We start from the raw sequence: 25,915 nt of genomic DNA on the forward strand, positions 1-25,915 counted from the left end.
CGAACATACCGAGCGGTATGTCGAAGGGCAAGGCACGATTGCGACATGGACGTTTCGGCCGCCGAACGCGCGGTGACCTCGCGGCACCTGCGCCGGGTGTGGGCGCTGCCCGGCACGGTACTGGGCCGCAGTGGCTGGCCCGCGTCGCCCGGCCAGCGGCTGCACTGGCACTGGAACTACTGGTGGCAGGCGCACCTGCTGGACACGCTCGTCGACGCGCAGTTGCGCGCGCCTTCTCCTTCCCGGCTGGCCTTGATCCGGTCGTTCGTGCGGTCGGTGCGGTTGCGCAACTTCGGCCGCTGGACCAACGACTACTACGACGACATCGCGTGGCTGGGCCTTGCGCTGCAACGGGTTTCGCCGCTGGGCATCGACGTCGGCCCGGCGGTGGCGGCGATCGACACGCAGCTGCTGTCGGGCTGGACGGCCGCGGCGGGCGGCGGAATCTGGTGGCGCCGCGGCGACGACTTCAAGAACGTCCCGGCCAACGGCCCGGCGGCGATCTTCCACGCCCGGTCGGGAAACCTCCAGCGCGCGCGGGAGATGACCGCGTGGCTGACGTCCACTTTGGTCGATCCGGAGACCGGACTGGTGTGGGACGGGATCCGGGCGGACACCGGCGAGCTGGTGAAGCACATTTACACGTATTGCCAAGGGGTGTACCTCGGCGCATGCCTGGAACTGTCCGAAGTGGACAACGCGGCCCGGACGGTGCGCGCGGTGGCTTCCCATTGCGCACCGGGCGGCGTCATCCGCGGCCAGGGTGGTGGCGACGGCGGGTTGTTCGCGGCGATCCTGGCGCGGTACCTGGCGCTGGCGGCGCGGTCTCTCCCCGGCCCCGAGGCAGACGTCGCCCGATCGCTGGTCCTCCGCTCCGCGGACGCCTGCTGGTCCGGCGCGGCCGCCACGCCGGAGGGGCCGGTGTTCAGCGCGTTCTGGGACCGCCCGGCCCCGTGGCCGTTACCGGAGGACGCCCCGGAACGGGACATGTCGGTCCAAGTGGGCGGCTGGATGCTCCTGGAGGCGGCGGCAACGCTGTCGTGAGTGAATAACAGTGTTCTAACACTGTTATTCACTCACGAGCGTCAGCAGCCGCAGGAGGCGCCGTGCAGGAACTTCGGGGTCAAGTGGACCGACTCCGGAGGTCGGTCCGGGTCCGCCATCCGGGACAACAGCAGCTGCACCGCCCGCCGCCCGAGGTCGGCGACCGGCTGGGCCAGCGTCGTCACCGCCGGGCTCACCCGGCGTGCCCAGTCCATGTCGCCATACCCCACCACCGCCAGCTCCGAGCCGATGTGGATGCCGCGGCGGTGGGCCTCGTACTGGACGCCCACCAGCATCGACTCGTCCGCCACCACCAGCGCCGTCGGGGACGGCCAGCCGTCGAGGAGCTTCGCCGTCGCGCGGGCCGCGCCGCCCGACGTCGACAGCCCGCACTCCACCAGCTCGCGGTTGAACCGCAGACCCGCCTGCTCCAGCCCCAGCCGGTAGCCGCGGACGCGTTCGCGGCTGACCTCCAGGCCCTCGTCGCCCGAGATCAAGCCGATCTTGCGGTGGCGGCGGGACGTCAGGTGGCGGACCAGCGACGCCACCGCGTGCACGTTCTCCGTGCCCACCTGGTCGATGTCGTTGCGGGCGGCGATCCGGTCGACCAGCACCGTCGGCACGCCCATCCGGACCAGCCCGTTGATCACCGCTTCGTCGCCGGCCGACGGCACCAGCAGCACGCCGTCCACCAGGTCCGCCCGCAGCGCGCGCACCACCGCGGCCTCTTCGCTCACGGTGTCGCCGGTGTCGGCCAGCATGACGTCGCACCCCGCCTGCGCCGCGGCCGCCCTGATCGCGCGCAGCAGCTCACCCGAGTAGGGGTTCGCGTGCACACCCATCGCGACGCCGATCCGGTAGGTGACCGGGGGGTCCCACAACCGGAGCTCCGGCGAAAGTGCGGTCATAAAGCCCTCGCAGACGCTCAGCCGAAAGGTATCCGCTGAACGGCCGCGAGATGACCGCGAAACCCCAGAATCACTGATGTGAGTGAATCGGCGGGCAGCCGCACGACTCACGATGACGCAGAGTGGGTGCCAGCCGGACGGTCTCGGCCTTGCGCGCGGGGTCGTTGATCCGGGCCAGCAGCAGCCGCACCGCCTGGCGCCCGATCTCCTCGATCGGCTGGGCCATCGTCGTCAGCGGCGGGTCGACCAGGTCCGCCCACTCGACGTCGTCGTAGACCACCACCGGCAGGTCGCGCCCGATGCGCAGCCCCCGCCGCCGGGCCTCGTGCAGCACCCCGACCATCATGCTGTCGTTGCCGACGACCAGCGCCGTCGGCGGATCGGGCAGCGCCAGCAGCGTGCTCAACGCCAGCGAGCCGCCCTCGTGCGACGAGTTTCCGCAGGCCACGAGCTCGGACGACCACGTCAGCCCGGACCGGCCGAGTCCCAGCCGGTAGCCGAGCACGCGCTCCTCGCTCGTCGACAGCCCGGGTGCGCCGCTGATCATGCCGATCCGCCGGTGCCCGAGCGTCGCCAGGTGCGCGGTCAGCGCCGACGTCGCCTGAATGTTCTCGGTGCCCACCTGGTCGACGTCGGCGCGGGTGGTCAGCCGGTCGATCAGCACCGTCGGCACGTCGAGCGACACCAGCTCGCCGATCACCGGGCCGTCGCCGGGGGCCGGGGTGATGAGGAGGCCGTCGACGCGACGGGAGCGCAGCGCCCGCACGGTGTCACGCTCCGTGTCGACGGTGTCGTGCGTGTCGGCCAGCAGCACGGTGTAGCCGTGCGCCGACGCCTCCCGCTCGATGGCCTGCATCAACGTCGCGAAGTACGGGTTGGCCACCAGGGAGATCGCCATGCCGATCGACCGGGTGCCGCCGGTGACCAGCGAGCGCGCGATAGCGTCCCCCGTGTAGCCGGTCGCCTCGATCGCCCGCAGCACCGCGGCCTTCGTGTCCTCGGCGACCGCGCGCGTCCCGTTCACGACGTGCGAGACGGTCGTGATGGAGACGCCCGCGAGCTCGGCGATGTCCCGCTGGGTCGGCCGCGACGATCGAGGCTGGGGCATACCAATCCTTTCCGGCAAGCGTTTGCGCAAACGCTTGCGTGCACGGTGCAGTCTGTCTACCTTCCCGTCCATCGGCAAGCCTCGGACCCGGAACAAAGGGTGGGAAACCATGAGACAGCGAAGTCTCACCGCGCTCACGCTGGCCGTCGTCCTCGCCGCGACGACCGGGTGCACGGTCGAGCGGCACTGGGGTGGCGGCACGAACACCGGCGGGAGCGGCAAGGCCAAGGTCGGCCTGGTCACCAAGACCGACACCAACCCCTACTTCGTCGAACTCCGCAACGCCGCGAGAGCGGCCGCGCAGGCCAACGGCGCCGACTTCAGCGCGCTCGCCGGCCAGTTCGACGGCGACAACGACGGCCAGGTCCGCGCCATCGAGAACCTCATGCAGCAGGGCGCGAACACCATCCTCATCACGCCGAGCTCGTCGACCGGCGTGCTCAAGGCGATCAAGGACGCCCGCGACGCCGGGATCCTGGTCATCGCCCTGGACACCGCCACCGAACCGGCCGACGCCGTCGACGCCACCTTCGCCACCGACAACTTCGCGGCGGGCGAGCAGCAGGGCGCCTACGTCAAGGCCGCGCTGAAGGGCGTCCCGCCCAAGCTGCTGATGGTCGACGGGACCGCGGGCAGCTCGGTCGACACCCAGCGCCACGGCGGTTTCCTCAAGGGCATCGGGCTGACCGACGGCTCGCCGGAGATCAAGGGCCACACCGCGGCCAACGGCGACCAGAGCCTCGCCCAGCAGGGCATGGAGAACCTGCTCCAGCGCAGCACCGACATCAACGCCGTCTACTCGATGAACGAGCCGATGGGCCGCGGCGCGTACGCGGCGCTCAAGGCCCGCGGGCTCACCGGGCAGATCGTGATGGGCTCGATCGACGGCGGCTGCGAAGGCGTCCAGAACGTCAAGGACGGCCAGTTCGCCGCCACCGTCATGCAGTTCCCGAAGAAGATGGCCGAGCAGGGCGTGCTCGCCGCCGTCGAATACGCCAAGACCGGCAAGAAGCCGTCCGGGTTCGTGAACACCGGGTCCGCCGTGATCACCGACAAGCCGCTGCCCGGCATCGAGAGCCACGACTCCGCCTGGGGCCTGCAGAACTGCTGGGGAGGCCAGAAATGACAACCGCCACCGCAGTGTCCACGAAGGAACGTGAATCCCTCGGCGAGTTCCTCCTCCGCGCCCCCGCGGTCGGCCCGGCGCTCGCGCTGGTCGTCGCGATCGTGGTGTTCTCACTGGCCACGGACACGTTCTTCGACCTCGACAACCTGTCCACGGTGGTCCAGCAGTCGCTGGTCGTCGGGACGCTCGCGCTGGGCCAGACGCTCGTCATCCTCATCGCGGGCATCGACCTCTCCAACGCGTCCTCGATGGTCGTCGCGACGCTGATCATGGCGAAACTCGCCGCGGCCGGGACGAACGGTTTCGTCGCGCTGCTCGCCGGGGTCGTGCTGACGATCATCGTCGGCATCTTCATCGGCGGGCTCGCGACGCGGATCAAGCTGCCGGCGTTCATCATCACGCTCGGCACGTTCACGATGCTGACGGCGGTGTCGAAGCTGATCGCGGGTGGCCAGGCCGTGCCGGTGACCGACGGGCTGCTGCAGTGGCTCGGCACCAAGCGCTACCTCTTCGGCGGCATCCCGATCACCTACGGCATGACGCTGGCGCTGCTGATGTACCTCGGCGTCTGGTACGCGCTGACGAAAACCGCGTGGGGCAAGCACGTCTACGCCGTCGGCAACGCGCCGGAGTCCGCGCGGCTGTCCGGGATCAAGGTCAACCGCACGGTGCTGTCGGTGTACATCGTGGCCGGGCTGACCTTCGGCATCGCCGCGTGGCAGGCGCTCGGCCGGACGCCGAATGCCGACCCGAACCAGTTCCAGCTGGGCAACCTCGACTCGATCACCGCCGTCGTGCTCGGCGGGACGAGCCTCTTCGGTGGCCGCGGCTCGGTGCTGGGAACGCTGATGGGCGCGCTGGTCGTCGCGGTGCTGCGGTCCGGGCTGACGCAGATGAACGTCGACGGCAACTACCAGGACCTCGCCACCGGGGCCCTGCTCATCGCCGCCGTCGTGGTGGACCGGATCGCGAGGAGGCAGCAGCAGTCATGACCGAACCGATCCTCCAGGCCCGCGGGCTGGTGAAGCGCTACGGCCGCGTGACCGCCATCGACGGCGCCGACTTCGACCTGTTGCCCGGCGAAGTGCTCGCCGTGGTCGGCGACAACGGCGCCGGGAAGTCGTCACTCATCAAAGCGTTGTCCGGCGCGGTGATCCCGGACGAGGGAGAGATCAAAGTGGACGGCAAGACCGTCCACTTCAAGTCCCCTTTGGACGCTCGGCACTACGGCATCGAGACGGTGTACCAGGACCTCGCCGTCGCGCCCGCGCTCGACATCGCGTCGAACATGTTCCTGGGCCGGGAAAAGCGGCTCAAGGGCCCGTTCGGGCTGTTCCGCAAGCTCGACACCGCGACCATGCGGAAAGAGGCGCAGCGGATCCTCGACGAGCTGGGCATCAACATCAAGTCGATCTCCCAGCCCGTCGAGACGCTGTCCGGTGGTCAGCGGCAAGGGGTCGCCGTCGCGCGTGCCGCCGCGTTCGGCACCAAGGCCGTGATCATGGACGAGCCGACGGCCGCGCTCGGCGTCGCCGAGTCCGGCAAGGTGCTCGACCTGATCGGCCGGATCCGCGACCGCGGCCTGCCGGTGGTGCTGATCAGCCACAACATGCCGCACGTGTTCGACATCGCCGACCGCATCCACGTGCACCGGCTGGGCCGGCGCGTCGCGGTCGTCTCGCCGAAGACGCACACGATGAACCAGGTCGTCGGCCTGCTCACGGGCGCGTTGCGGCTCAACGAAAACGGTGAAGTGGAAGAAGCCGCCGCCGCGACGCACGTGGCCGGCCTGCAGTGAGGGTGCTGCTGGCGGGACTGTGCACCGTGGACGTCGTCCAGCGGGTCGAGGAGCTTCCGGCACCGGGCGAGAAGGTGCAGTCGCTGCGGGTGGACGTCGCGGCCGGGGGGCCCGCGACGAACGCCGCGGTGACGGCCGCCGCGCTCGGTGCCGAGGCGACCCTGCTTACCGTCCTCGGCGCACACCCGCTGGCCGCGCTCGCCCGCGCGGACCTGGAGTCCCACGGCGTCCACCTGATCGACCTGGCCCCCGACCTGCCCGACCCGCCCCCGGTGAGCGCGGCCACGGTCCGCGACCGCGACGGCGAGCGCACGGTCGTCTCCCGCAACGCCGCAGGCGCCACTTTCATAGGGAAAGTGCCGCTTTTGGCAGCCGATGTCGTTTTGCTTGATGGGCATTATCCGGAGCTGGCGTTGGGGGTCGCCAGGGGCGCGGAGGCGCCGGTCGTGTTGGACGCCGGGAGCTGGAAGCCCGTGTTCGACGAGCTGTTGCCGCTGGTCGACATCGCTGCCTGCAGCGCGCACTTCCGCGCTCCGGCGCCGGGGCTGCACGAGCGCGGCGTCGGCACCGTCATCACGACCGCGGGCCCCGGCCCGGTGCGCTGGTCCACTGCGGACGGCGGCTCGGGTGAGGTGCCTGTCGCGAGCGTGGAAGCGCGGGACACACTAGGTGCGGGCGACGTCTGGCACGGCGCGCTCGCCGTGGCCGTGACGCGCGAACGCACGGTGACGGACCGGATCCGCTTCGCCAACGAGGTGGCCGCCGAACGGGTGCGGCAGGTGGGACCGCGGTCGTGGACGACCGCGATCGCAGGAAGGAACAGGACATGACGGCGTTCGACGACCTGCTGGCCCGGGCCGAGGGCCTGACCGTGCGCGGGCAGCGCAACGTGCTCGGGATCGTGGGCGCGCCCGCGTCCGGCAAGACCACGCTCGCGTGGGCGCTGGCCAGCGCGCTCGGTTCGCGCGCCGCCGTGGTCGGCATGGACGGCTTCCACCTCGCGCAGGTCGAGCTGCGCCGGCTGGGCCGCACCGAGCGCAAGGGCGCGCCGGACACGTTCGACGCCGCCGGCTACTGCCACATGATCCGGCGGCTCGCCGAGGGCCGCGAGACCGTGTACGCGCCGGAGTTCCGCCGCGAGATCGAGGAGCCGATCGCCGGCGCGGTGCCGGTGGCGCCGGAGGTCCAGCTCGTCATCACCGAGGGCAACTACCTGCTGCTGCCGGACGACCCGTGGAGCGGGATCCGGCCGCTGCTCACCGAGGCCTGGTTCCTCGCCCCGGACGAGCCCGAGCGCATCGAACGCCTGGTCTCGCGCCACCGCCGCTACGGCCGGTCGCTGGTCGAAGCGCGGCAGCGCGCGCTCGGCTCCGACCAGCGCAACGCCGACCTCATCTCGCAGACGCGGGACCGCGCGGACCTGGTGCTGGAGAACCTCCCGCTGGCCAACTTCGCGATTTGACCCTCATCGTCACGGGCGGCAGCCGCGGGATCGGGGCCGCCATCTGCACGCTGGCGGCTTCCCGCGGCTACGACGTCGTCGTGAACTACTCGGGTGATCCCGCGCCCGCTCGCGAGGTGGCCGACCGGGTGCGGGCCCACGGCCGTCAGGCGCTGGCGTTCCGCGCGGACGTCTCCGTCGAGGACGACGTCCGCGCGCTGTTCGACGCGGCCGCGTCGCTGGGCCCGGTGACCGCGCTGGTCAACAACGCGGCGATCGTCGGGAACACGCCGGGGCGGCTCGACGAGTACGAGGTCGACGTCGTCCGGCGCACCCTCGACGTGAACGTGACGGGGGTGTTCCTGTGCTGCCGCGAGGCGGTCCGCCGGATGTCGACCCGCCACGGCGGCGACGGCGGCGCGATCGTCAACATCTCGTCGACGGCGGCCCGCACCGGCTCGGCGGGTGAGTGGGTGCACTACGCCGCGTCGAAGGCCGCCGTCGACACGCTGACGTTCGGGCTGGCCCAGGAGGTCGGCGGCGAAGGCGTCCGGGTCAACGCGGTGCGGCCGGGGATGGTCCACACCGGCCTGCATGCGGCCGCGGGGCTGCCGGACCGGATGGCGAAGTACGCACCGCAGATTCCGCTGGGGAGAGCGGGCCAGCCGGAGGAGATCGCGGAAGCGGTGCTGTTCCTGCTGTCGGCCGCGTCGTCGTTCACGACGGGCGCGATCCTCGAAGTCGGTGGCGGCCGGTGACCGTTCGAGTACGCTCTGATAATTACGAATGACCTTCGGTCACCGGCGTCCGCCTGCTGGGACGCGCGGAGACGGCGAGATCACGATTGACCGGGGAATTGGTCACCTCGGTTTCGGCAGGCGAACGCTGTGCAACTCTGGGAAGCCGCCACGCGAAAGGACGGCTTCGAAAGCCATGGCCAAACTCATGTCCGTGCACCACCTCGCGCTCACCGTGACCGACGTGGACCGCAGCGTGCCGTGGTACGCCCGGGTCCTCGACCTCGAGGAGGTCACCCGGCGCGAAGAGCCGGACACGGGGCTGCGGAAGGTCGTCCTGCGGTCCGCGGGCGACGAGTTCTCCGTGGTGCTGGTGCAGCACGCCGACACCGGCAGACGCGGGTTCGACGAACGCCGTGCCGGGCTCGAACACGTCGCCTTCAAGGTCGGCTCGGTCGCCGAGCTGGCCGAATGGGAAGACCGGCTCGCCGAGTTCGGCGTCTCCTACCTGCCGACCGCGCCGTCTCGCACCTTCGAGGGCTCCAGCGTCGTCGTGTTCCGCGATCCGGACGGCATCCAGCTCGAAATCTGGGCCGACCCGGAACCCTGAGCCTCAGGTGCGGGCGTCGTCCGGCTCGTCGACCGGGCGGCGCATCTCCTGGCGGTAGCGCAGCACGCCGTAGCCGGTCCCGACCACGAAGAACGCGATGCTGATCCACAACGCTGCCGTCTTCAGCCACGGCAGCGCGTCCAGCAGGCCGGCGCCGTAGTAGCCGAGCAGCACGAGCGTCGGCACCCAGAGCAGCCCGCCGAGCGCGGTCGCCGCCATGAACCGGCGCGGGTCCATCCGGGCGGCGCCGGCGATCAGCGGGGCGAGCGTGCGGATCCACGGGATCCACCGGGCCGCCACGATCGCGAAGAAGCCCTTGCGGTCCAGGAACCGCTGCGCGCGGTCCAGGGCCTGCCGGTTCAGCACCTTCCCGTCGCGGCGCGCGATGAGCTTGGTGCCGCTGGTGCGGCCGATGTAGTAGCCGATCTGGTTGCCGAGCACGGCGACGATCAGCGCGGCTCCGGAGAGGAACCACGCGTTCGCGTCCGAACCGTGCTGCGCCAGCACCACACCGGCCCCGAACAGCAGCGAGTCACCGGGCAGGAACAGCCCGATGATCAACGCGCATTCGATCAGCACGAAGCTCAGCACGATCACCCAGACGAGCAGCGGGCCGGCGGTGTCCAGCCAGCTCACGCCGACGCCCGCGGCCTCGATGCTCACGACGTTCACACCCGGAGCCTACGTGGCCCGGGTGAACGGCCCACGGCTAACGGTCGAATCGAGCCCTCTCGAAGTTTCAGCCCGCACGAACGGTGAAGGCCCCCTCACCAGCGGTGAGAGGGCCTTCCGAACCAAGACCTCAGAACTGCGGCAGGGATTCCCCTTGCACCGCTTCGATGTCCAGCTCGACCTTGACCGTCGTGCCCACCGCCGCGACACCCGCGCGGACCATCGCGCTGTAGTTGATCGCGAAGTCGTTGCGGTGCAGCGTCGTCTCCGCGTGGAACGCCGCGCGCACGCCGCCCCACGGGTCCGGGCCCCAGCCGCCGTAGGTCAGCTCGAGCTCGATCTCGCGGCGCTCGCCGTGCAGCGTCAGCTCACCCAGCAGCGTCCACGAGTCCGTGCCGCGCTGGCGCAGCCCGGTGCTGGTGAACGTGATGACCGGGTGGACGTCGACGTCGAGGAAGTCCGCCGAGCGCAGGTGGTCGTCGCGCATCCGGATGCCGGTGTCGATGGTCGCCGCCTTGATCTCGGCGTGCACCGACGACCGCTCGGCCGGGCGGCCGATCTCGATCCGGCCGGACACGTCCGGGAACCGCGCCTTGATGCTCGCGATGCCCAGGTGCCGCGCGGTCGCGACGACCGACGAGTGCATCGGGTCGATCACCCACGGCCCGGCGGGCGGCAGCTCGACCGCCTCGGCGACCGGGGCCAGCACGACGTCGCCGAGCGAGCCGGAGCCGTCCGAGGCGATCTGCACCATCCGGGCGACCGGGGTGTACCCGGCCGCCGTGACGACGGCGGTGTACGTGCCCGCCGGGAGAGCGTCGGTGACGACCTCCCCGCGGACGTCGGCCGCCTGCCGGGCGACCTGCCGCCCGGCCGGGTCGGTCACGGTGAGCACCGCGTGCTCCACCGCCCACCCCTCGGCCGTGCGGAAGGTCGCGCGCAAGCCGCTCATGACCGGTCGACCAGCTCGTCGAGGGCCTGGTCGTAGCTCAGCCGGACGTCGTGGTCCGCTTCGCCGCCGGTCAGCTCCACCTGGCTGGTCGCCGGCGGGTAGCCGCTCGCGACCACGGTGTACGCGCCCGCGGGCAGGTCGCTCACCAGGTACCGGCCTTCGCCGTCGGTCCGCGCGACCGCCGCGACGTTGCCTTCGGCGTCGAGCACGGTGATCCGCGCGTCCGGCACGATCCGGTCGCCCTCGGTGCGCGCGGTGCCGGTCAGCAGCACCGAGCTGGCCAGCTCGAGGTCGTGGCGCAGCACGCCGCTGTCGGGCACGGTCAGCGTCGTCGCGACGGGCCGGTAGCCCGGGCCGCTCGCGACCAGGGTGTACGCCCCGGCGCCGACCCCGACGAACGCGTACGTGCCGTCCGCGGTCGTGATGAACGCGCCGTTCACCTCGCCCCGGCCGTCGGTGAGCGTCACCGTCACGTTGGCCAGCGGGGTGCCGGTCGCAGCCGCCCGCACGGTGCCGGTCAGCTCGCCGGACCCGGTGAGCGTGACGTCGACCGTCGCCGGCCCGTTGCTGATCACGACGCTGGAGGCCTGCGGCTGGTGGCCGTGCGCGGACACGATGAGCACGTAGGCGCCCGGGCCCTGGCTGGGCACCGAGTAGCTGCCGTCCGCCGCGCCGGTGGCCCGCGCGACCTGGCGGCCGCGCTGGTCGATCAGGGTCAGCGCCGCACCCGGCACGTGGCTGCCGTCCTGGCGCCGGACGTGCCCGGTCACCGGCACGCCACCCGCGCCGACCGGGGTGTCCAGCTCCGAGTCCGCGACCGAGTTCGTGATCGGCAGCGCCCCCGAGACGGCCTGGTAGTCACCGTGCCCGTTCGTGCTCAGCGCGTGCTTCCCGCCGCCGACGAGCGCCGGCTCGCGGTCGACCGGCTGGACCGGCTTGACCGGCTCGACGATCTCGGTCGGCTCGTCGGCGAGGGCGTCCGCCTCGAGCAGCGCCTCGCCACCCTCCATGGCCGCCGCGGCCGGGGCCGCGTTGGTCAGCGGGATCTCCTTCATGAACAGCAGCACCAGCGTGGCCAGCAGGGCCACCGCGCCCGCGATGTAGAACACCGTGGTGATCGAGTCGGTGAAGCCGATCAGCACCGGGGTCCGGATCGCCTCCGGCAGGTTCTGGATGCCGCTGGTGTTCTCCGACAGGTTGCCGATGCCCGCCCCGGCGCCGGCCGGGAGCTGACCGCCGAACGCCTTGGTGATGTTCGGCAGCAGGGTGTTGAACAGGACTGTCAGGAAGATCGCGACACCCGCGGTACCACCGATCTGGCGGAAGAACGTCGCCGACGCGGTCGAGACGCCCATGTCGCTGCGCGGGCCCGCGTTCTGCACCGCGATGATCAGCGTCTGCATGCACTGGCCGAGGCCGAGGCCGATGATGGCGGCCGCGACGAGCGGGTGCCACAGCGGCGAGTCGTACTTGACCTGCGCGAAGAAGAACGCGCCACCGGCGATCAGGATGGTGCCGATGATCGGGAAGATCTTGTAGCGCCCGGTCTTCCCGGTGAGCCGGCCGGAGACGATCGAGCTGAGCATGATGCCCGCCATCAGCGGCAGCATCAGCAGCCCCGACTCGGTCGGCGTGTAGCCCTGCACGACCTGCATGAACTGCGGGATCATGGTGATCGCGCCGAACATCGCGACACCGACGATGACACCGCCGATGATCGCCACGGTGAAGGTCGAGTTCTTGAACAGCCGCAGCGGGATCAGCGCGGCGTCCTTCATCAGCTTCTCGACCACGATGAACGCGATGACGCCGACGCCGCCGACGACGTAGCAGAGGATGGCCTTCTGGTCGCCCCAGCCCCACTTCTGGCCCTGCTCGGCGACGATCAGGAACGGCACGACCGCGACGACCAGCGTCAGCGCGCCCCACCAGTCGATCTTGTGGTCGTGGCGCTGGTGCGGCACGTTCAGGACCTTGGCCACGACGAACAGGGCGATGACGCCGATCGGGACGTTGATCAGGAAGACCCAGCGCCAGCCGTGCAGGCCGGCGAGGCTGTCGATGCCGGCGAAGAAGCCGCCGAGCACCGGGCCGAGCACGGTCGACAGGCCGAACACGGCCAGGATGTAACCCTGGTACTTGGCCCGCTCACGCGGCGGCACGATGTCGCCGAGGATGGTCATGGCCAGCGACATCAGACCGCCGGCGCCGAGACCCTGCACCGCGCGGAACGCGGCCAGCTGGTACATCGACTGCGCGAACGTCGAGGCCAGCGAACCGGCGACGAAGATGCCGATCGCGGCCAGGTAGAACGGCTTGCGGCCGTAGATGTCCGACAGCTTGCCGTAGATCGGCGTGACGATCGTCGAGGTGATCAGGTACGCCGTGGTCGCCCAGGCCTGCAGGTCGAAGCCGTGCAGGTCGTTCGCGATCTTGACGATCGAGGTACCCACGATCGTCTGGTCGAGCGCGGCGAGGAACATGCCGCACATCAGGCCGCTCAGGATCGTGACGATCTGGCGGTGGCTCAGCCGTGGCGGTTCCTTCGCCACGGTCGGTTGGTCGACGGTGGTGGTGCTCATGCGTTGGCCCCCTTGGCCGGTGCACCGGCGGACGCGTGGGCGTCGGCCAGCTGTGGAGAGTGGTTCTCGATACCTGTGTTGAGCCGGCCGAACAGCCGGTTCAGGGTCTGGATCTCCCCGTCGGTCCAGTCCCCGAGGACTTCGGCCAGCCACTGGTTGCGCTGCTTGCGGTTCTCCTCGAATACCCGCATTCCCTCGGCGGTAGGCGCGAGGAGGCAGGCGCGGCCGTCTTCGGGATCGGCCTGGCGCTCGACCAGTCCGTGCTGGACGAGGGAGCTCGACTGCCTGCTGATCGTGGAGATCTCGGAGTGGAGCGACTCGGCGAGCCGGCTGGTGCGCTGCGGGCCCTCGTGGATGAGGGTGAAGAGGATCGCGTACGCCGCCCGCTCGATCCCGTCCGGTCCCTGCTTGGCGACCTGGGACTTCGCCTTGTTGATCAGCCGGACCAGGCGCACGAGCTCGTGGCCGAGCTGGTCGGCGAGGTCCAGTTCGGCCGTGGGCCGGGTGGTGTTCGGTGCCATGGGTGATCCTTCAAGGCGTTGGTTGGCGGCTGCAACTAGTTGCCTCAGGCAAGGATGTGCCTTCACCACTTGTTGTGCAAGTGGTGGGGCAATGGATGTGGTCGAACACACTTTAGTTGCCGTATGCAAGCAGATTTCGAGCGGGGTTCGCGGAACAACTCCGCGATCGAGGAGTTGTGACGACTATGACCGACGACACAGCTTTGAAGGACCTTCTCGCGTCGCGCCGCCACGGCGTCCTGGCCACCATCCGCCGCGACGGCCGCCCCCAGCTCTCCACGATCACGCACCTCTACGACGCGGCGACGGACACGATCATCGCGTCGATCACCGAGTCGAGGGCGAAGACGAAGAACATGCGCCGCGACCCGCGGGTCACCTACCACGTGGGCACCGAGGACGGCTGGAGCTACGCGGTCGCCGAGGGCCGCGCCGAGCTGACGCCCCCGGCGGCGGCCCCGGACGACGCGACGGTGGAGGCGCTGGTCGACTACTACCGGCGCGCCGCGGGCGAACACCCGGACTGGGCCGAGTACCGCGCGGCGATGGTCGCCGATCAGCGAGTGCTGCTGAAGGTGCGGATCGACAAGGTCGTCGGCATCGTCCGCTGACCCCCGGCCCAAGCGCCCCAATGTGGCCTTCGGTGCGTCAGGCGCACCGAAGGCGGCCTTGGGTGCGTCAGACGCAACCAAGGCCGCCTTGGGGCGCTTGCTCGGCTGGTCCGCGCGGCTGGATTCGAAACTTGTTTTCCGCAGTGCGGACTATCCGGGCTTACCATGAGGCCATGGGCAACGAAGCTTTGGTCACCCGGCTGCGCGACCTGCTCGGCAGGCAGGCCGTGCTCACCGACTCCGACGTCACGGCGTCCTACGCGCGCGACATGATGCCGCTGGCGCCGTCCGGGAAGCCGCTCGCGGTGGTGCTGCCCGCGAACGTCGAGCAGGTGCAGGCCGTCGTCAAGGCGTGCGCCGAGGCGGGGGTGCCGATCGTGCCGCGCGGCGCGGGCAGCGGCCTGTCCGGTGCCGCGAACGCGATCGACGGGTGCGTGACGCTGTCGCTGACCAAGCTGAACGAGATCGTCGAGATCGACCCGGGCAACCGGCTGGCCGTGGTCCAGCCCGGCGTCGTCAACCTGGACTTCCGCAACGCCGTGGAGAAGCACGGGCTGTTCTACCCGCCGGACCCGTCGAGCTACGACTGGTGCACGATCGGCGGCAACCTCTCGACCAACGCGGGCGGCCTCTGCTGCGTGAAGTACGGCGTCACGACGGACTCGGTGCTCGGCCTCGAGGTGGTCCTGGCCGACGGGTCCCTGCTGAAGACGGGCCGCCGCACGGTCAAGGGCGTCGCCGGGTACGACCTGGCCCGCCTGTTCGTCGGCAGCGAAGGAACGCTCGGCGTCATCACGCAGGCGACGGTCCAGCTCAAGCCGCTGCCCCAGGCGCCGGCGACGTTGGTGGCGGGCTTCAATACGACCGAAGCCGCGGGCGAGGCGGTGGCGCGGGTCGTGCGGGAAGGGCTCGTGCCGTCGCTGCTGGAGATCATGGACGCGTCGTCGATCAAGGCGTCCGAGGCGTACCTCAAGACGGACCTGGGTGCGGGCTCGGACTGCCGGGCGCTGCTGCTGGGCCAGTCGGACGCGGGCGGCGAGGTGGCCCGCCGCGAGCTGGCGGCACTGGAGCAGATCTGCGTGGACTGCGGCGCGGACCTGGCGTACACGACCGACGACGTCGAAGAGGGCCGCATGCTCCTGCAGGCTCGCCGGGTGGTGCTGACGGCCCTGGAGACGTACGGCGTCTGGCTGACGGACGACGTGTGCGTGCCGCGGACGCGCATCGCCGAGCTGATCCACGGCTGCGAGAAGATCAGCGAAGAGGTCGGGCTGCGGATCGCGGTCGTCGGCCACGCGGGCGACGGCAACATGCACCCGACGATCGTGTACCAGCCCGACAATCCGGACGAGTTCGCTCGTGCGCGCCGGGCGTTCGACGAGATCCTCGAGGTCGGGCTGTCCCTGGGCGGCACGGTGACCGGCGAGCACGGCGTCGGCAAGATCAAGCGCGAGTGGCTGGAGCGCGAGATCGGGCCGATCGGGATGCGGGTGCACCGGCAGATCAAGCAGGCCCTCGACCCGGAGAACTTGTTCAACCCGGGCTCGATGTTCTCGATGACCTGAGCCGCCGAGCCGGGTTGCCGAGCGTCGCGAATGACTCATTCGGGACGTTGGAGGTCCCGAATGAGTCATTCGCGACGTCTGGCCGAGCCGCGCGGCCGCCGCGGCCCGGGACGCAAAAAGGGCCCCACCGCCGACCGGTGGGGCCCTTCCAAAACCTCAGTCCCGCACTCGCGGGATCCGCTGCGTGACCTCCGGGTCCGCCTCGGCCAGTGCCTTCTTCTCGCGCCGCGACTTGAGGTACTCCAGCCCGATCGGCACCACCGACACCAGGACGATCAGCACGAAGATCGCGTCGACGTTGTCCCGGATGAAGCCGATGTTGCCCAGCAGCGAGCCGAGCACCGTGATGCCCGCGGCCCACAGGATGCCGCCGAGGACCGTGTACGTGAAGTAGCGCTTCGGGTCCATGCGGCCGATGCCCGCGATCCACGTGATGAACGTCCGGACGAACGGGACGAACCGGGCCAGGACGACCGCCTTCGGGCCGTGCTTCTCCAGGAACTCGTGCGTCTTGTCGACGTACTCCTTCTTGAAGAACTTCGAGTCCGGGCGGTTGAACAGCTTGGGCCCGACGAAGTAGCCGATGTAGTAGCCGACGACGTTGCCGAGCAGCGCCGCGACCGTCACCAGCACGCAGACCAGCCACAACGGCGCGTCGAGCGTGCCGTTCGCGATGAACAGGCCCGCCGTGAACAGCAGGGAGTCACCGGGCAGCACCGGGAAGATGCTGCTCTCGATGAAGATGATCAGGCACAGGACCGCGATGACCGGCGTCGTCAGGCCGCTCAGCAGGTGCTGCGGGTCCAGCCATGACGGCAGCAGCGACATCGTGTTGACCGTGCTCTGGGCGAGAATCACCCCAAAAACGGTACAGGGTCACCCTGAGTCGTTACTGAGACCCGGTCAGACCAGGGTCAGCAGGCCCACGACCGACCCCGCGGCGAGGCCCAGCAGCACGGCCAGCAGCAAGATCCAGTACGCGGGCAGCTGCGCCGACGGCCGCGACAGCGGTGGGGGTGGCGGCGAGTACGCCGTGGGCGCCTCGGACGCCGCGTCCAGCGCCGCCCGCTCGCGCTCCAACGAGTCCGCGCCGGCGCCCGAAAGAAGCCCGTACGCCGACGGCAGCTCGTCCGTGGGGACGGCGTCCGTCCCGGACTCGCGGGACGCCGAAGGGGCGAAGACCGCCTGCGCGCGAAGGGCGTCCGCCAGCAGCTGCTCGGGGTCCTTCGGCTCGCTCATCTCCGCCCGTCTCCTCGAAATCCCTAGGTGCTCAAGGTAGCCGTACCCACCTCGGCGACCCATTCACCCCGGCGCAGCACCTTGGCGGGCCGCAGGTCCTGGTCGAGGACCACGAGGTCGGCCGCGTATCCCTGGCACAGCATGCCGGTGCGGTCGGCGATGCCGAGCAGCTCGGCGGGCCGTTGCGACGTCGCGTGCACCGCGTCGAGGATGCCGAGTTTCGCACCCCGGACCAGATTGCGGAAGGCGGTGTCCATCGTCAGGGTGCTGCCCGCCAGGGAGCCGTTGTCGGCGAGGGTGGCGACGCCGTCGTGCACGTCGACCTCGAGGCGGCCCAGCGTGTAGCGGCCGTCGGCGGCGTCGGTGGCCGACATCGCGTCGGTGATCAGCACCGTCCGGTTGCGGCCCGCGTGCTTCGCGGCCAGCCGCACGACCGTCGGGTGCAGGTGCACCAGGTCGCAGATGAGCTCGATCGTGATGCGCTCGTCGTCCAGCAGGGCCCCGACCGGGCCGGGTTCGCGGTGGTGCAGCGGGCGCATGCCGTTGAACAGGTGGGTCGCGACCGTCGCGCCCGCGTCGATGGCCGGCAGCAGCTGCTCCTCGACGCCGTCGGTGTGCCCGATGGCGGCGATGACGCCCGACTCGGCCAGCTGCCGGACGGCCTTGACGCCGCCGTGCAGCTCGGGGGCGATGGTGACCATCCGGATCGCGCCCTGGCCGGCGCGCAGGAGCTTGTCGACCGTGCCGGTGTCCGGCTCGAGCAGCGTCTCCGGGTCGTGCGCGCCGCAGCGGGCCTTCGAGATGAACGGCCCCTCCAGGTGGATGCCCGCGACCTCGCCGTCCTGGACGAGCTCACGCAGCGCCGCGACCTGCTCACGCAGGATGTCCACCGGGTCGGACACCAGGCTGGCGAGCATGGTCGTGGTGCCGTGACGGCGGTGCGCCCGCACCGCCGTCAAGAGCTCCTCGGGATCGAGGGAGGTGAACGAAGCACCTCCCCCGCCGTGGCAGTGGGTGTCGATGAACCCGGGGACGACCAGCGCCCCTCCGACGTCCACGTGTTCGCCCGACGGCGGGTTCCCGGAACCCACGCCGGCGATCCGCCCGTCGGAGACGGCTATCCAGCCGTCGTCGAGTACACGGTCCGGGGCGGCGACCCGGCCGCCCATGATCACGAAATCTCCGGCGCCTCTCACGCACCCCAGCATATATTGGTCTGGACCAAGCATGGTGATACGACTCAGTGATCGGAATGGTCCACCCGGGTCACTGTGGGGCCTGCATGGCCTTCTGGAGCGCCTCGAGCGCCCGGCTGGCGGTCGATTTAACGGTACCCTTGGAAATGCCTGCGGCCTCAGAGATCTCGGCCTCGCTCAGCCCACCGTAGTAACGCAGCACCAGCACTTCGCGCTGGCGGGGCGGCAGCTTGGACAGCGCGCTGACCACGGCCTGGTGCTCGCTGGAGAGCATCGCGAGGCTCTCGGCGGACCGGGCGTTCACCGCGTGCGGCGGCACGTACTCGCGGGCGGTCTTGCGGCGGCGCAGCACACTGCGCGACCCGTTGACCACGGCGGTGCGCAGGTAGCCGACGGCGGCCGCGGCGTCACGCAGGCGCCCCCAGTTGCGGTGCAGGCCGGTGAAGGCCTCCTGGACGACGTCTTCCGCGGTCGCGGGCTCGTCGACCAGCAGGATCGCCAGCCGGACCAGCCGCATCCGGTGCTGCCGGTAGAGGTCTTCGAGGGTCAGCGGCGCGGCCGTCTGCGCCGGGGCCGGACCGTCCATCACCCGCAGGTGGCCGAGGGTCGCCTCGACACTGCGTTCCGCATTGCCCTCGAGCATGAACCCCTGCCTGTCCTCGACCCCGGTTTGCACGGTGTGCCGCGTCAGCAGGTTCACGGTATTCACAGCGCTCACACAGGTACTGACGCACGCCCAGCCTATCGGGTTGGCCTCCCGTCGCCACAGGTCGGATGCTGGGACACAGTTGTGACACGGGTAGCGTCGGGCGCGTACCTCCCGCCCGACCCCGGAGTGCCCCATGGCCTGGTTCCTCGTCGAAATCACCTACGTCCAGGAGAAGATGCCGGAGGTCCGGCCCCGGCACCGCGAGTTCCTCGCGAAGCTCGCCGAGGAGGGCCGGGTCGCGGTCGCCGGGCCGCTCGGCGACGGCTCCGGCGGCCTCACGCTCTACCAGGCCGACGACGAGGCGCACCTGCTCGAGACGATCGACAAGGACCCGTACGCGCTGGAGGGCGTCATCGCCGAGCGGACGGTCCGCGAGTTCCAGCCGGTGATCGGCGCCTGGCTGCCGTCATAGGTCGAGCACGGTGGTGCCGCGGTCGACGCACACGCGCATCGACCCGCCGTCGGCCGTCGGCACCGCGCAGGTCCCGCAGAAACCCTGGCGGCACGAGTACGGCGTGCCGGGGCGGGCGTCGAGGAGGACGTTCAACGCGCTGCGGTCGGCCGGGACGTCGAGCACCGTGCCTGACCTGCGCAAAGTCAGCCGGAACGGCTCCCCGGCGACGATCGGCGGCGGCGCGAACCGCTCGAAGTGCACGGCTTTGGCCGTGGTCAGCGCCAGGTCGACGCGCACGCCGGTGATCATCGGCACCGGCCCGCAGCAGTACACCGACGCGCCGTCCGGCATGCCGTCGAGCAGTTCGGCGCCCGAGGCTGGAACGCCGTACTCGGTGTCCGGGCGGATCGAGACGCGGTCGCCGTACGCGCTCAGCTCGTCGAGGAACGGCATCGACGCACGGCTGCGGCCGGTGTAGACCAGCCGCCAGTCGGCGCCAGATTCCACGCAGGCGCCGACCATCGGCAGGATCGGCGTGATCCCGATGCCGCCCGCGACGAAGAGGAACGGCCCCTCGCCGACGAACGGGAACGCCGTCCGCGGGCCCCGGACGACGACCTCCGCGCCCGGCCGCAGCGCGTGGACCTCGGCCGACGCGACGCCGATCTTCCGCACGGCGATGCGGTAATGATCCTTTTCGGACGGATCGCCGCACAGGGAGTACTGCCGCACCAGCCCGGACGGCAGCACGAGATCGACGTGGGCGCCCGGCCGCCAGCCCGGCAACGGCGTGCCGTTCCCGAGCCGCAGGCTGACGACGTCCTCGGCTTCGGGTCGCACGTCTTCGACCACCAGGGGCATGTTCCGGTCGACCGCGCGCACGGGCGGCCGTCGGCGGCCACTGAATTGCGACAACCGGCGGTAAACGCCCACGACACCGACCAAAGTGGACATCAGATGGTCGGTCCGGCCGCTGCCGTCCAGCCTGGCGGGCCGCCCGAGGGTCACTCCGCCGCCCGCGCGGCCGGGGAACTCGCCAGGTACGCCACGGCCTGCTCGGTGCTGCCGGTCTCCGTCGGGTGGTAGGACTTCCGGAAGTACGGCGCGATTTCCCGCAGCAGCTGACGTCCGGTCGGCAGCAACCCGCGCTTCGCCGCCCGGCGGTAGCCGCGCAGGGAGGCGCGACCGGGCGACGTCGGGTCGTTGCGCATCAGGTAGCGGGTGCCGCGCGCGAACACCCACGCCAGCACCGGCGTCACCGCCGCCATGCTGCGGACGCGGCGCGTGTACCGCCCGTCGAGGTGCATGAACAGGTCGAACGCCACCGAGCGGTGCTCGACCTCCTCCGCGCCGTGCCAGCGCAGCAGGTCCAGCATCACCGGGTCGGCGCCTGCGTCCTCCAGCGGCGCGTCGAGCACCCACTGGCCGAGGAACGCCGTGTAGTGCTCGATCGCGGCGATGATCCCGAGCCGTTCCACCAGCCACTCTTCGGCCGCGCGGCCGGTCAGGTCGCGGTCGCCGAGCAGCTTCCGGAACAGCCACTCCATCTGCGCGATGAACGGCCGCACGCGCACACCAGCGGCTTCCAGGTGCGCCGCCGCGCCGTCGTGCGCCTCGGCGTGCATCGCCTCCTGGCCGATGAAGCCGAGCACGTCCTGCTTGAGCCGCTCGTCGCGGATCAGCGGCACGGCCTGCTTGAACACCTCGACGAACCAGCGTTCGCCCTCCGGCAGCGCCAGGTGCAGCACGTTGATGGTGTGCGTGGCCTGCGGCTCGCCGGGGATCCAGTGCATCGGCAGCGCCGCCCAGTCGAACTTCACGTCCCGCGCGTGCAGGACGAGCTGTTCGTCCGGGGACGTCACGACGAGCGTCCGCTGAGCTCGAAGTCGGCCGGGTCCACCTTCCGCGTCTCCAGCCAGTAACGCCAGGTGAAGCCGGGCCAGATCGTCCGGTTGACGCCCTTCGCGTCGAGGTACCAGCTCTTGCAGCCGCCCTGCGTCCAGACACCCTTGACCAGCTTGTCCTGGATCTCCTGCTGGAACTTCTCCTGCACACCCGGCCGCACGTCGAGCGCGGCGGCGTCGCGGGAGTCGGCCAGCTTGATCGCGTCGACGACGTACCGCGACTGCGACTCGATCATGAACACCACGGAGTTGTGGCCCAGCGCGGTGTTCGGGCCGAGCAGGAAGAACAGGTTCGGGAAGCCCGAGACGGTGATGCCCTTGTGCGTCCGCATCCCTTCGGCCGCCCACTCCTTGGCGAGGCTGCGGCCGTCGACGCCGGTGATGTCGAGGTACTCGAGCGCGTCGGTGACCTTGAACCCGGTGCCGTAGATGATCGCGTCGACCTCGTGCTCGACCCCGGCGGAGTCGACGATCGAGTGCGCCTTGACCTCCTTGATCCCGGCCGTGACGACGTCGACGTTCGGCCGGTTCAGCGCCGGGTAGTAGTCGTTGGAGATCAGGACGCGCTTGCACCCCATCGTGTAGTCCGGGGTGACCTTCTTGCGCAGCGCGGGGTCCTTGACGCCCTTGGCGATGTGGCGCTTCGCGATCAGCTCGCCCGCCTTCATGATCGCCGGGTGGCCGTTGAAGCCGATGGCGCGCGCTTCGAGCAGCCAGTACAGCGCGTTGCGGTAGAGCCGCTGGGTGCCGGGCACGCGCTTGAACAGCTGCTGCGCCCACGACGGCATCGCGTGGTCCGGCTTGGGCATGATCCACGGCGGCGTGCGCTGGAAGAGCGTCAGCTCGGCGACGTCCGGCGCGATCCGCGGCACGAACTGGATGGCGCTGGCGCCGGTGCCGACCACGGCGACCTTCTTGCCGCGCAGGTCGTACTCGTGGTTCCACCGCGCCGAGTGCCAGGTCTGGCCCTTGAACTTCTTGATCCCGGGCAGCTCGGGGACCTGCGGGATGTGCAGGCCGCCGACGCCGGAGACCAGGAACTGGGCGACGAACTCGCGGCCGTCCTTGGTCGTCGCCGTCCAGCGGCGCTCGCCCTCGTCCCAGTGGGCGCCGGTGAGCTCGACGCCGAAGCGGATCTTCTCGCGCAGCCGGTACTTGTCCGCGACGCCCTTGAGGTAGTCGAAGATCTCCGGCTGCGGCGAGAACGACCGCGACCAGCCCGGGTTCTGCTCGTACGAGAACGAGTACATGTGCGACTGCACGTCGCACGCGCACCCGGGGTACGAGTTGTCGCGCCAGGTCCCGCCCACTTCGTCGGCCTTCTCCAGGATCACGTAGTCCCGGATGCCGGCCTTTTCGAGCTGGATCGCCTGGCCGAGCCCGGAGAACCCGGTGCCCACGATCACGACCTTGAACCGCTCGGTCATCTGTCGGCCTCCGCTGCTTCGAGGATGCTGCCCAGATGACGTTACCTCAAGTAACAGTTACTTGGAAGTACTCCCTACTGGTTAGTACGTCCCGCCGAGCTTCGTGTGGTCCCAGCTGACGACCTTCGTCGGGCGGAAGACCAGCCCGATGCGTTTCGGGGCCTGACCTGCGATGAAGGCGCGAAGTTCGTCGGGGACGGGGTCGCCGGGCTTGGCGCCCGCGTACCGCTGCATGAGCGTGATCCCCATCCGGGTGACTTCTTCGGTGTCCTCGACGATCTCGACGTCGGCTTCGAGCGAGACGCCGCGGAGCTTCTCGTAGCTCTCGCCGTCCTCGATGAGCACGGTCGCCTCCGGCAGGCGCCGGAGGTTCTTCGCCTTCTGGGACGTGCCGTACGTCCAGGTCGCGACGCCGCCGTCCTCGTGCGGGTAGTACCAGAGCGGCGCGAGGTGCGGGCGGCCGCTCGGGCCGATGGTGGCGACGTTGATGACCTTCTGCTCGTCGAAGTACGCGCGCACTTCGTCGTCGGTCATCCGGATCTGGTCGCGACGGGACATCTTCACCCCTTGGTGGCGGCCCGGCCGCCGTGGCCGGTGACCGCCGACTCGAACGCGCCGCGGGCCTCGATGTCGGCCAGCGCGGCCTTGTCCGCCGAAGGTACCCGGCTGCGGGAGCCGATTTCGATGATCGGCGGCAGGAACGCGCGCAGCAGCTTGAGCCCGCCGACCCAGCGCGGCACGTGGATGGTCCGGGCGCGCTTGAGGATGCCGGCCTCGAGGTCGTCGAGGGCGACGTCGAGCGGGTAGGTCTTGCCGATCAGGCCCGGCATCGACGCGCGGAGCTTGCCGAACACCGGGTGCGCGTCGGCGCTCTCGACCAGGTCGGTGCGGATCCACGTCGGGTGCGCGACGCCGACCTTGACGCCCAGGTGCGCGACCTCGGCGCGGAGGCTGTTGGAGAACGCCTCGACCCCGGCCTTGGCGGCGGCGTAGTTCGCCATGCCCGGCGCGTGCGTGATCGCGGCGAGGCTGGAGATGGCCAGCAGGTAGCCCTTGCGCTCGATGACGTGCGGCAGCGTGACGCGGAACGTTCGCCAGACGCCGAGCAGGTCGACCTCGATGACCTTCTCGAACGCGGCCCGGTCGACCGAGCGGACGAAGCCCGCGGTCGCGATGCCGGCGTTGGCGATGACGATGTCGATGCCGCCGAAGTGCTCGACGACGCCCTTCGTAGCCTGCTCGAGCGCGTCCCAGCTGGTGACGTCGGCTTCCCAGGAGTGCGCGTTCGCGCCGATCCGGTCCGCGACCTTCTGCTGCTCCTCGGCTTCGAGTCCGACGAGGGCGACCTTCGCACCGCGCGCGGCGAGCCGTTCGGCCAGCCCGGCCCCGATGCCGCGGGCGGCGCCGGTGATCAGCACGACCTTGCCGTCGACCTTCTTGGTGCCGCTCAGCAGCGAAAACGGGTTGGCCACGGTGCCTCCTAAACGTCAGTTCAGAGGCACCGTACCCCAACTTACCCGCAGTAAGCTACCCAACAGTAGCGTCACTTTCCCTATGAAAGTGACGCTTCTTCGTCTGGAGTCAGCGACAGGGAGACCGAGGCGATCAGGTCTGTCAGCTGCTCGGGGGTGCGGGCGCTCGCGATCGGTGCGGCGACCGTCGGCTGGACGCGCAGCCAGGCCAAGGCCACCGTCGCGACCGAGACGCCGTGTGCCGCCGCGACCTCGTCGAGGGCCGCCAGGACGCGCTCGCCGCCGCCGTCCAAATAGGACACGGCGCGGGCGGCGCGCGGGCTGTCGCCGGTCTCGTCCTTCGAGCGGTACTTGCCGGTCAGGAACCCCTTCGCGAGGGCGAAGTAGGGCAGCGTGGCCAGGCCTTCGCGGTCGACGAGCGGGGCGAGGTCGCGCTCGTAGTCGCGCTCGACGAGGTTGTAGTGCGGCTGCAGGACGGCGTACCGGGCGAGACCGTTCTTGTCCGAAATGGACAGTGCCTCGGCGAGCCGGTCGGCGGTGTAGTTGGACGCGCCGAGGTAGCGGACCTTGCCCGCGCGGACCAGCGCGTCGAACGCTTCGAGGGTCTCTTCGAGCGGAGTGTCCCGATCATCGCGGTGGGCGTAGTAGAGGTCGATGTGGTCGGTGTTCAGGCGCCGCAGCGAGTCCTCGGCCGCGGCCTGGATGTTCTTCGCCGACAGGCCCGGCCGGGCGTCCCACGCGCCGACCTTCGTCGCGATGACGACGTTGTCGCGGTTGCCGCGCGCGGCGACCCAGCGGCCGAGGATCTCCTCGGAGCCGCCGCCCCCGCCGTAGACGTCGGCCGTGTCCACGAAGTTGCCGCCCGCCGCCGCGTAGGCGTCCAGCACGGCGAAGGACGTTTCCTCGTCCGCCGTCCAGCCGAAGACGTTGCCGCCGAGGTTGAGCCCGTACACGTCGAGATCGGTGTTGCCCAGCTTGGTCATGCCTTCGACGTTAGTTCGGCGGACCCGGGACGAAAATCGCCGTCTCACGTGTTGGGGTGTTCCATGGCTATCGAACTGGGCAGGACCGGCATCTGGCGGATGTTCACCGCGGTGGACCCGGCGTTCGCGGCGGGGGTGGAAGAGCTCGGCTACGGCGCGCTCTGGCTGGGCGGCTCGCCCGGCGGGGACCTGGCGCTCGTCGACGAGCTGCTGGGCGCGACCGAGCGGCTGGTCGTGGTGACCGGCATCGTCAACATCTGGCAGGACGAGCCGGCGTCGATCGCGCGGGCGTACGACCGCATCGTCGCGAAGTACCCGGACCGCTTCCTGCTCGGCGTCGGCGCCGGCCACCGCGAGGCGACGAAGGAGTACAAGAAGCCGTACACGGCGTTGGTCGAGTACCTGGACGGGCTCGACGCGGCCGGCGTGCCGGTCGAGGGCCGCCTGCTCGCCGCGCTCGGCCCGAAGGTCGTCGAGCTGTCCGGCGCCCGGACCGCGGGCGCGCACCCGTACCTCACCACCCCCGACCACACCCGGGCGACCCGCGCGCTGCTCGGCGACGGCAAGCTGCTCGCTCCCGAGCACAAGGTCGTGCTGGAGACCGACCCGGCGAAGGCGCGGGAGATCGCCCGGCGCGGCCTGCAGTACTACCTCGGCCTCTCGAACTACACCAGCAACCTGCGGAAGTACGGCTTCACCGACGAGGACCTCTCGGGCGAGGGCAGCGACCGCTTCGTCGACGCGCTCGCCCTGCACGGCGACGTCGAGACGATCGCCCGCGGCCTGAACGAGCACTTCGAGGCGGGTGCCGACCACGTCACCGTCCAGGTGCTCAACGAGGACCCGTGGCCCGCCTACCGCGCCTTGGCGGAGGCGCTGCGCTGAGGGTGTGATCTCCGTCCGGCCGCCCCGGCTC

The 25,915-nt window shown here is 70.4% G+C and carries 28 protein-coding genes; 12 read left to right on the forward strand and 16 right to left on the reverse strand.

The annotated features are described in order from the left end of the window. The first annotated feature begins 45 nt into the window (after positions 1–45). Complete coding sequence (locus tag QP939_RS14825; protein WP_285457341.1) at positions 46–1,044, forward strand: glycoside hydrolase family 76 protein; 999 nt, start codon at positions 46–48, stop codon at positions 1,042–1,044. A 41-nt stretch (positions 1,045–1,085) separates the two neighbouring features. On the opposite strand, the gene QP939_RS14830 is transcribed toward QP939_RS14825, so the two are convergent. Beyond that, entirely contained in the window at positions 1,086–1,952 is an 867-nt protein-coding gene (locus tag QP939_RS14830; protein WP_285457342.1) for a LacI family DNA-binding transcriptional regulator, read from the reverse strand. 70 nt (positions 1,953–2,022) lie between these two features. Beyond that, positions 2,023–3,060: a LacI family DNA-binding transcriptional regulator gene (locus QP939_RS14835; protein ID WP_285457343.1), complete on the reverse strand. Its 1,038-nt coding sequence runs from the start codon at positions 3,058–3,060 to the stop codon at positions 2,023–2,025. Between the two features lie 109 nt (positions 3,061–3,169). On the opposite strand from QP939_RS14835, the gene QP939_RS14840 reads away from it, so the two are divergent. The 7 genes from QP939_RS14840 (at position 3,170) to QP939_RS14870 (ending at position 8,772) form a co-directional block, all read left to right on the forward strand. Then, positions 3,170–4,186 (forward strand): substrate-binding domain-containing protein, encoded by a 1,017-nt coding sequence (locus QP939_RS14840; protein ID WP_285457344.1) that lies wholly within the window; start codon positions 3,170–3,172, stop codon positions 4,184–4,186. Then, positions 4,183–5,178 (forward strand): ABC transporter permease, encoded by a 996-nt coding sequence (locus QP939_RS14845; RefSeq protein ID WP_285457345.1) that lies wholly within the window; start codon positions 4,183–4,185, stop codon positions 5,176–5,178. The genes QP939_RS14840 and QP939_RS14845 overlap by 4 nt, the downstream gene beginning before the upstream one ends. Next, positions 5,175–5,984, forward strand: coding sequence for an ATP-binding cassette domain-containing protein (locus QP939_RS14850; RefSeq protein ID WP_285457346.1), 810 nt, complete (start codon positions 5,175–5,177; stop codon positions 5,982–5,984). Before QP939_RS14845 ends, QP939_RS14850 begins: the two co-directional genes overlap by 4 nt. Positions 5,985–5,986: 2 nt before the next feature. After that, positions 5,987–6,814 carry a PfkB family carbohydrate kinase gene (locus QP939_RS14855; protein WP_285459751.1) on the forward strand — a complete coding sequence of 276 codons (828 nt, stop codon included), beginning with the start codon at positions 5,987–5,989 and terminating at the stop codon, positions 6,812–6,814. Then, positions 6,811–7,446: a nucleoside/nucleotide kinase family protein gene (locus tag QP939_RS14860; RefSeq protein ID WP_285457347.1), complete on the forward strand. Its 636-nt coding sequence runs from the start codon at positions 6,811–6,813 to the stop codon at positions 7,444–7,446. Before QP939_RS14855 ends, QP939_RS14860 begins: the two co-directional genes overlap by 4 nt. Then, the gene (locus QP939_RS14865; protein ID WP_285457348.1) at positions 7,443–8,183 is read left to right on the forward strand and encodes an SDR family oxidoreductase; all 741 of its coding nucleotides are present in this window, start codon (positions 7,443–7,445) and stop codon (positions 8,181–8,183) included. Before QP939_RS14860 ends, QP939_RS14865 begins: the two co-directional genes overlap by 4 nt. A 175-nt stretch (positions 8,184–8,358) precedes the next feature. Further along, positions 8,359–8,772 (forward strand): VOC family protein, encoded by a 414-nt coding sequence (locus QP939_RS14870; RefSeq protein WP_285457349.1) that lies wholly within the window; start codon positions 8,359–8,361, stop codon positions 8,770–8,772. 3 nt (positions 8,773–8,775) lie between these two features. Here the strand turns inward: QP939_RS14870 and QP939_RS14875 are convergent, their stop codons facing one another. The 4 genes from QP939_RS14875 to QP939_RS14890 all read right to left on the reverse strand — a co-directional run bounded on the left by QP939_RS14875 (position 8,776) and on the right by QP939_RS14890 (position 13,499). Then, positions 8,776–9,444, reverse strand: a complete 669-nt coding sequence (locus tag QP939_RS14875; protein ID WP_285457350.1) for a DedA family protein — start codon at positions 9,442–9,444, stop codon at positions 8,776–8,778. 130 nt (positions 9,445–9,574) lie between these two features. Continuing rightward, entirely contained in the window at positions 9,575–10,396 is an 822-nt protein-coding gene (locus tag QP939_RS14880; RefSeq protein ID WP_285457351.1) for a YceI family protein, read from the reverse strand. Further along, positions 10,393–12,978: an MFS transporter gene (locus QP939_RS14885; protein ID WP_285457352.1), complete on the reverse strand. Its 2,586-nt coding sequence runs from the start codon at positions 12,976–12,978 to the stop codon at positions 10,393–10,395. Before QP939_RS14885 ends, QP939_RS14880 begins: the two co-directional genes overlap by 4 nt. Beyond that, positions 12,975–13,499 (reverse strand): MarR family winged helix-turn-helix transcriptional regulator, encoded by a 525-nt coding sequence (locus QP939_RS14890; RefSeq protein ID WP_285457353.1) that lies wholly within the window; start codon positions 13,497–13,499, stop codon positions 12,975–12,977. The genes QP939_RS14885 and QP939_RS14890 overlap by 4 nt, the downstream gene beginning before the upstream one ends. Before the next feature lie 185 nt (positions 13,500–13,684). On the opposite strand from QP939_RS14890, the gene QP939_RS14895 reads away from it, so the two are divergent. Both QP939_RS14895 and QP939_RS14900 read left to right on the forward strand, forming a co-directional pair. Next, positions 13,685–14,110: a PPOX class F420-dependent oxidoreductase gene (locus QP939_RS14895; protein ID WP_285457354.1), complete on the forward strand. Its 426-nt coding sequence runs from the start codon at positions 13,685–13,687 to the stop codon at positions 14,108–14,110. A 173-nt stretch (positions 14,111–14,283) separates the two neighbouring features. Continuing rightward, positions 14,284–15,675: an FAD-binding oxidoreductase gene (locus QP939_RS14900; RefSeq protein ID WP_285457355.1), complete on the forward strand. Its 1,392-nt coding sequence runs from the start codon at positions 14,284–14,286 to the stop codon at positions 15,673–15,675. A 156-nt stretch (positions 15,676–15,831) separates the two neighbouring features. On the opposite strand, the gene QP939_RS14905 is transcribed toward QP939_RS14900, so the two are convergent. The 4 genes from QP939_RS14905 to QP939_RS14920 all read right to left on the reverse strand — a co-directional run bounded on the left by QP939_RS14905 (position 15,832) and on the right by QP939_RS14920 (position 18,753). After that, complete coding sequence (locus tag QP939_RS14905) at positions 15,832–16,533, reverse strand: DedA family protein (protein ID WP_285457356.1); 702 nt, start codon at positions 16,531–16,533, stop codon at positions 15,832–15,834. 45 nt (positions 16,534–16,578) lie between these two features. Further along, positions 16,579–16,914, reverse strand: a complete 336-nt coding sequence (locus QP939_RS14910) for a hypothetical protein (protein ID WP_285457358.1) — start codon at positions 16,912–16,914, stop codon at positions 16,579–16,581. Positions 16,915–16,937: 23 nt separating this feature from the next. Then, a complete protein-coding gene (gene nagA / locus QP939_RS14915; RefSeq protein ID WP_285459752.1) occupies positions 16,938–18,089 on the reverse strand; it encodes an N-acetylglucosamine-6-phosphate deacetylase in 1,152 nt (383 codons plus the stop codon). 91 nt (positions 18,090–18,180) lie between these two features. Next, positions 18,181–18,753, reverse strand: coding sequence for an RNA polymerase sigma factor (locus tag QP939_RS14920; protein WP_163046624.1), 573 nt, complete (start codon positions 18,751–18,753; stop codon positions 18,181–18,183). 199 nt (positions 18,754–18,952) lie between these two features. On the opposite strand from QP939_RS14920, the gene QP939_RS14925 reads away from it, so the two are divergent. After that, the gene (locus tag QP939_RS14925) at positions 18,953–19,231 is read left to right on the forward strand and encodes a YciI family protein (protein WP_285457359.1); all 279 of its coding nucleotides are present in this window, start codon (positions 18,953–18,955) and stop codon (positions 19,229–19,231) included. On the opposite strand, the gene QP939_RS14930 is transcribed toward QP939_RS14925, so the two are convergent. The 6 genes from QP939_RS14930 to QP939_RS14955 all read right to left on the reverse strand — a co-directional run bounded on the left by QP939_RS14930 (position 19,226) and on the right by QP939_RS14955 (position 24,999). Continuing rightward, entirely contained in the window at positions 19,226–20,167 is a 942-nt protein-coding gene (locus QP939_RS14930; protein ID WP_434219648.1) for a PDR/VanB family oxidoreductase, read from the reverse strand. The genes QP939_RS14925 and QP939_RS14930 overlap by 6 nt on opposite strands. Before the next feature lie 50 nt (positions 20,168–20,217). Further along, entirely contained in the window at positions 20,218–21,075 is an 858-nt protein-coding gene (locus tag QP939_RS14935; protein ID WP_285457362.1) for a metal-dependent hydrolase, read from the reverse strand. Continuing rightward, the gene (locus QP939_RS14940) at positions 21,072–22,544 is read right to left on the reverse strand and encodes a flavin-containing monooxygenase (protein WP_285457363.1); all 1,473 of its coding nucleotides are present in this window, start codon (positions 22,542–22,544) and stop codon (positions 21,072–21,074) included. Before QP939_RS14940 ends, QP939_RS14935 begins: the two co-directional genes overlap by 4 nt. Before the next feature lie 81 nt (positions 22,545–22,625). Continuing rightward, on the reverse strand, positions 22,626–23,102 hold the full coding sequence (locus QP939_RS14945) for a pyridoxamine 5'-phosphate oxidase family protein (RefSeq protein WP_285457364.1): 477 nt from the start codon (positions 23,100–23,102) through the stop codon (positions 22,626–22,628). A 2-nt stretch (positions 23,103–23,104) separates the two neighbouring features. Beyond that, positions 23,105–24,016 (reverse strand): SDR family oxidoreductase, encoded by a 912-nt coding sequence (locus QP939_RS14950; RefSeq protein ID WP_285457365.1) that lies wholly within the window; start codon positions 24,014–24,016, stop codon positions 23,105–23,107. Between the two features lie 80 nt (positions 24,017–24,096). Further along, positions 24,097–24,999: an aldo/keto reductase gene (locus QP939_RS14955; RefSeq protein WP_285457366.1), complete on the reverse strand. Its 903-nt coding sequence runs from the start codon at positions 24,997–24,999 to the stop codon at positions 24,097–24,099. A 63-nt stretch (positions 25,000–25,062) separates the two neighbouring features. On the opposite strand from QP939_RS14955, the gene QP939_RS14960 reads away from it, so the two are divergent. After that, on the forward strand, positions 25,063–25,884 hold the full coding sequence (locus tag QP939_RS14960) for an LLM class F420-dependent oxidoreductase (RefSeq protein WP_285457367.1): 822 nt from the start codon (positions 25,063–25,065) through the stop codon (positions 25,882–25,884). The last annotated feature ends 31 nt before the right edge of the window (positions 25,885–25,915 follow it).

This window comes from Amycolatopsis nalaikhensis, assembly GCF_030264295.1.
In the GTDB taxonomy this organism is placed as follows: Bacteria; Actinomycetota; Actinomycetes; order Mycobacteriales; family Pseudonocardiaceae; genus Amycolatopsis; species Amycolatopsis nalaikhensis.